Raw genomic sequence first — 4482 nt, forward strand, 5'->3', positions numbered from 1 at the left:
CTTTATTCTCATTATAGTAGCAATGAAGGTAGCCCATTAGAAACAATTATAAATGTCATGAATGAAATATATGAAGTCTTGCCACAAAAAAGTAAAATAGTATCATCTACAGTCACAGGATATGGAGAAGGATTGATAAAAAAGGCATTAAAAGTAGATTATGGAGAAATTGAAACAATAGCACATTATAAAAGTGCTAAATTTTTTAATAAAGATGTAGATTTTATACTAGATATCGGTGGACAAGACATGAAATGTCTAAAGATAAAAAATGGAGTCATAGATAGTATAATTTTAAATGAAGCATGTTCATCAGGATGTGGTTCATTTTTAGAAACCTTTGCAACTTCCTTATCTATGAATATAAAAGAGTTTGCAAATAAGGGTATATATTCAAATAGTCCTGTGGATTTAGGATCAAGATGTACTGTGTTTATGAACTCTAGAGTTAAGCAAGCTCAAAAAGAAGGAGCCAGTATTTCGGATATATCGGCAGGATTATCCTATTCAGTTATAAAGAATGCATTGTTTAAGGTTATAAAAATAAGAGATATAAATGATATTGGAGAACACATAGTAGTTCAAGGTGGTACATTTTATAATGACTTAGTTCTTAGAAGTTTTGAAAAATTAATAGGAAAAGACGTTATAAGACCATCTATATCAGGGATAATGGGAGCATATGGAGCCGCATTAATTTCTAAGGAAAAATATGAACAAGGATATAAAACTAAACTTTTAAATAAAGAACAACTTGAAAATATAAGTCTGCGCGTTAAGGTAAAAAGATGTGGAGGGTGTTCTAATAATTGCTTATTAACCATAAATAAATTTTCTGATGATGAATTATTTATATCAGGAAATAGATGTGAAAGAGGAGAGTTAATATATGAAAGTAAGAGAAGCTCAAACAATCATAAGAATATAAATTTATTTAAATATAAATATAATAGACTTTTTAGATATAAAGCATTAGGAAAAAAAGAAGCTACAATGGGCGAAATTGGAATACCAAGGGTTTTAAATATGTATGAAAATTATCCATTTTGGCATACATTTTTTACAGAACTTGGATTTAGAGTAGTATTATCAGATAGATCATCAAAAGATATTTATGAAAAAGGAATAACATCGATAGCATCTGAAACAGTTTGTTATCCAGCTAAAATAGCTCACGGACATATTGAAAATTTAATAGAAAAAGGAATAAAGCATATATTTTATCCATGTATAACAAATGAGAAGAAAGAAGACATTTTTGCAAATAATCATTATAATTGTCCAGTTGTTATATCTTATTCAGAAGTTATAAAAAATAATGTTGAAGAATTAAGAGAAAATAATATTATATATATAAATCCATTTATAAGTTTAAATAATAAAGAAAAATTAAAAAGTAGATTGTATGAAGAACTTTCACAATATTTTAATAAAATATCAAAAATAAATATAGAAAAAGCGGTAGATAAGGCAACTGAAGAACAAGAAAGCTTCAAAAAGGATATACAACAACAAGGAGAAAAAGCTCTTTTAGAAATAAATGAAAAAGGATTAAGAGGAATAGTTTTATGTGGTAGACCTTATCACTTAGATCCAGAGATAAATCATGGAATACCAGAACTTATAAATTCTTTAGATATGGCAGTGCTTACAGAAGACTCTATATGTCATCTTGGTCATGTAAAAAGACCTTTAAGAGTTGTAGACCAATGGGTATATCATTCAAGACTATATAAAGCCGCAAGTTTTGTTAAAGAACAAGATAATTTAGAATTAGTTCAATTAAATTCTTTTGGATGTGGAATCGATGCAGTTACAATAGACCAAGTTCAAGAAATATTAAATGAAAGTTCAAAAATTTATACAGTTATAAAGATAGATGAAGGGAATAATTTAGGAGCAGCAAAGATTAGGCTAAGATCATTAAAAGCGGCAGTGATAGAAAGAGAATTAAATGATAGAAATAAAATGTATATAACAAATAAAGAAATAGAATATATAAAAGGACAATTAACTACAAAACATACTATTTTAGCTCCACAAATGTCTCCTATACACTTTCAATTTTTCGAAAAAGCTGTTAACTTGAGCGGATTTAATATAGAAATCTTAAATAGCACAGATTTTAAGATAATAGAAGAAGGACTAAGATATGTAAACAATGATGCGTGCTATCCAGCTATAATTGTAATAGGTCAAATAATAAGTGCCCTAAAATCAGGAATGTATGATTTAGAAAATACATCCGTTGCAATAACTCAAACAGGTGGAGGATGCAGAGCAACAAATTATATAGGCTTTTTAAGGAAAGCACTATATGATGCAGGATTTAAAAATATACCTGTAATATCATTAAGTATAAATGGAATTGAAAAGAATGGACTTATAAAAAATATACCTTTAAAATTAATAAATAGAATTTTTATGTCAGTAATATATGGAGACTTACTTATGAAAGTACTGTATAGAGTAAGACCATATGAAAAACATAAAGGAAGTAGCAATGCTCTTTATGAAAAATGGGTTAAAAGATGCAAAGATTCTTTAGAAAAAGCCAGCATATCTACTTTTAGGAAAAACATAAAAGATATAGTTTATGAGTTTGATAATTTAGAGATATTGGACATAAAAAAGCCAAAGGTAGGATTAGTAGGAGAGATATTAGTTAAGTTTCATCCACTTGCAAATAATTATTTAGTAGATATTATAGAAAATGAAGGTGGAGAAGCTGTAATGCCAGAACTTATAAATTTTTTCTATAGCTGTTCTTTAAATACTGTATATAAGTATAAGTATTTAGAAGGGAAATGGTTAAATAAAGAGCTTGGAAAGACTGCTATATGGATTATGGAAATATATCAAAAGACATATAAAGAGGAGCTTAAAAAAAGCAAAAGATTTACATCTCCGAATAGTATAAATCATTTAGCAGAAAATACTCAAAATATAATATCTATTGGAAATCAAACAGGTGAGGGATGGTTACTAACTGGTGAAATGATAGAGTTGATAGAAGATGGCGTAAATAATATTATATGCATGCAACCTTTTGGCTGTTTACCAAATCATATAACTGGAAAAGGTCAAATTAAGGAATTAAAAAGAATTTATAATAAAGCTAATATAGTACCTATTGATTATGATCCTTCAGCTAGTGAAACTAATCAGTTAAATAGAATAAAGTTAATGCTTTCAACTGCATTTAAGAATATATAAACCTTCTAGTATATTTACTAGAAGGTGTTTTTAATTAAAGTGAAAAATATAATCTAAAAAGAATAAATAATTAATTCTTGGCTAAACTGCATATTGTCTACTCTATTATGATATAATGATATAGTATTATAAGAAAGTAAAGGTGGGCTAGCTATGTAGGTAGTTAATAATGCTATAGCGTCGGATTATTTGAGGTATAAAGTGGACGAAGATATTAGTATTTATGAAGGAAGATTTTGCATTTATTTAGACAAAAAATATAAATGCAGTGGAATAATATATTACAAAATGACACCTCCAGTATCTATAAATTTTAAAGCTCAAATACTATCTGTCGAAGATGAAGATATTGACTTAGAGTTAGATTATGATAACGCTATACTTGAAATGTATGGCTATAAGCCTATATCTATAACAATAAATACTATAAATGATTTTAATATAGAAGGATATACAAATGATAATTATATAAAATCTAAAAATTCTTATGTAGAATATATTGATTTTCACGTGATTAATTTGGACAAGTTTCCTGGAACTCTTATAAAACACGTGGATAAGTTGTTTGCAGGAAGAATACAATTTGATATAAATGATTTTACTATAACAATAGATAAAAGATACGACTACAGAAAAGAATTAAATGAAGAACTAAAATCAAAATCGGGGACTATAATAACCCATATTGGAAGAATAAGAAGAAAAGATGGCAAGCTATTTAAAACAAATAATATGCTAGATTTTTTAGATAGAATATCATCAGCACTTAGTTTTATGTGTGGGAGATATATTGGTATATGTTTAGCAAAAGGGTATCAAAATAACAATAATGTATTTAGACTTTGGAGAGAAAATATAATAACTCCATTTAAATTTGTCCCTACATGGACAAATACACTTGCAAATCATCACAATATAGAAAAGTATATGTCTCTTATGTGCAAAAGATTAGAAGATGGATATTGTGGTCCAGTAATTAAAAATGTTGTTGATTGGTACATAGAATCACTTGGAGAGATCACAATAGAAAATAATATAATATCTATACAAATCGCATTGGAAACATTGTCATATATGATTTTAGTAGAACAAGAAAAAAAATTATCTGATGAAGAATTTGATTTAAACAGTGCATCTAAAAATATTAAGATGGTATTAGATATATGTAAGATTCCATATGGAAATGAGGAGCTTGAACTGTTTGATGATTGGATAAAATCGAGATTTGATGATGGAGTTGATTTAGTAATCTATTTTAGAAATAAA

General features: G+C 27.2%; 2 protein-coding genes. Both read left to right on the top strand.

The features are described 5' to 3' along the window. On the top strand, positions 1 to 3216 hold a 3216-nt coding region (locus VLM92_RS01430), incomplete at its 5' end, for an acyl-CoA dehydratase activase-related protein (protein ID WP_325274572.1). A 189-nt stretch (positions 3217 to 3405) separates the two neighbouring features. Next, the coding region (locus VLM92_RS01435) for a hypothetical protein (protein WP_325274573.1) at positions 3406 to 4482 on the top strand (1077 nt) is incomplete at its 3' end.

It is taken from the genome of Romboutsia sp., from assembly GCF_035470145.1.
Taxonomy (GTDB): domain Bacteria; phylum Bacillota; class Clostridia; order Peptostreptococcales; family Peptostreptococcaceae; genus Romboutsia_D.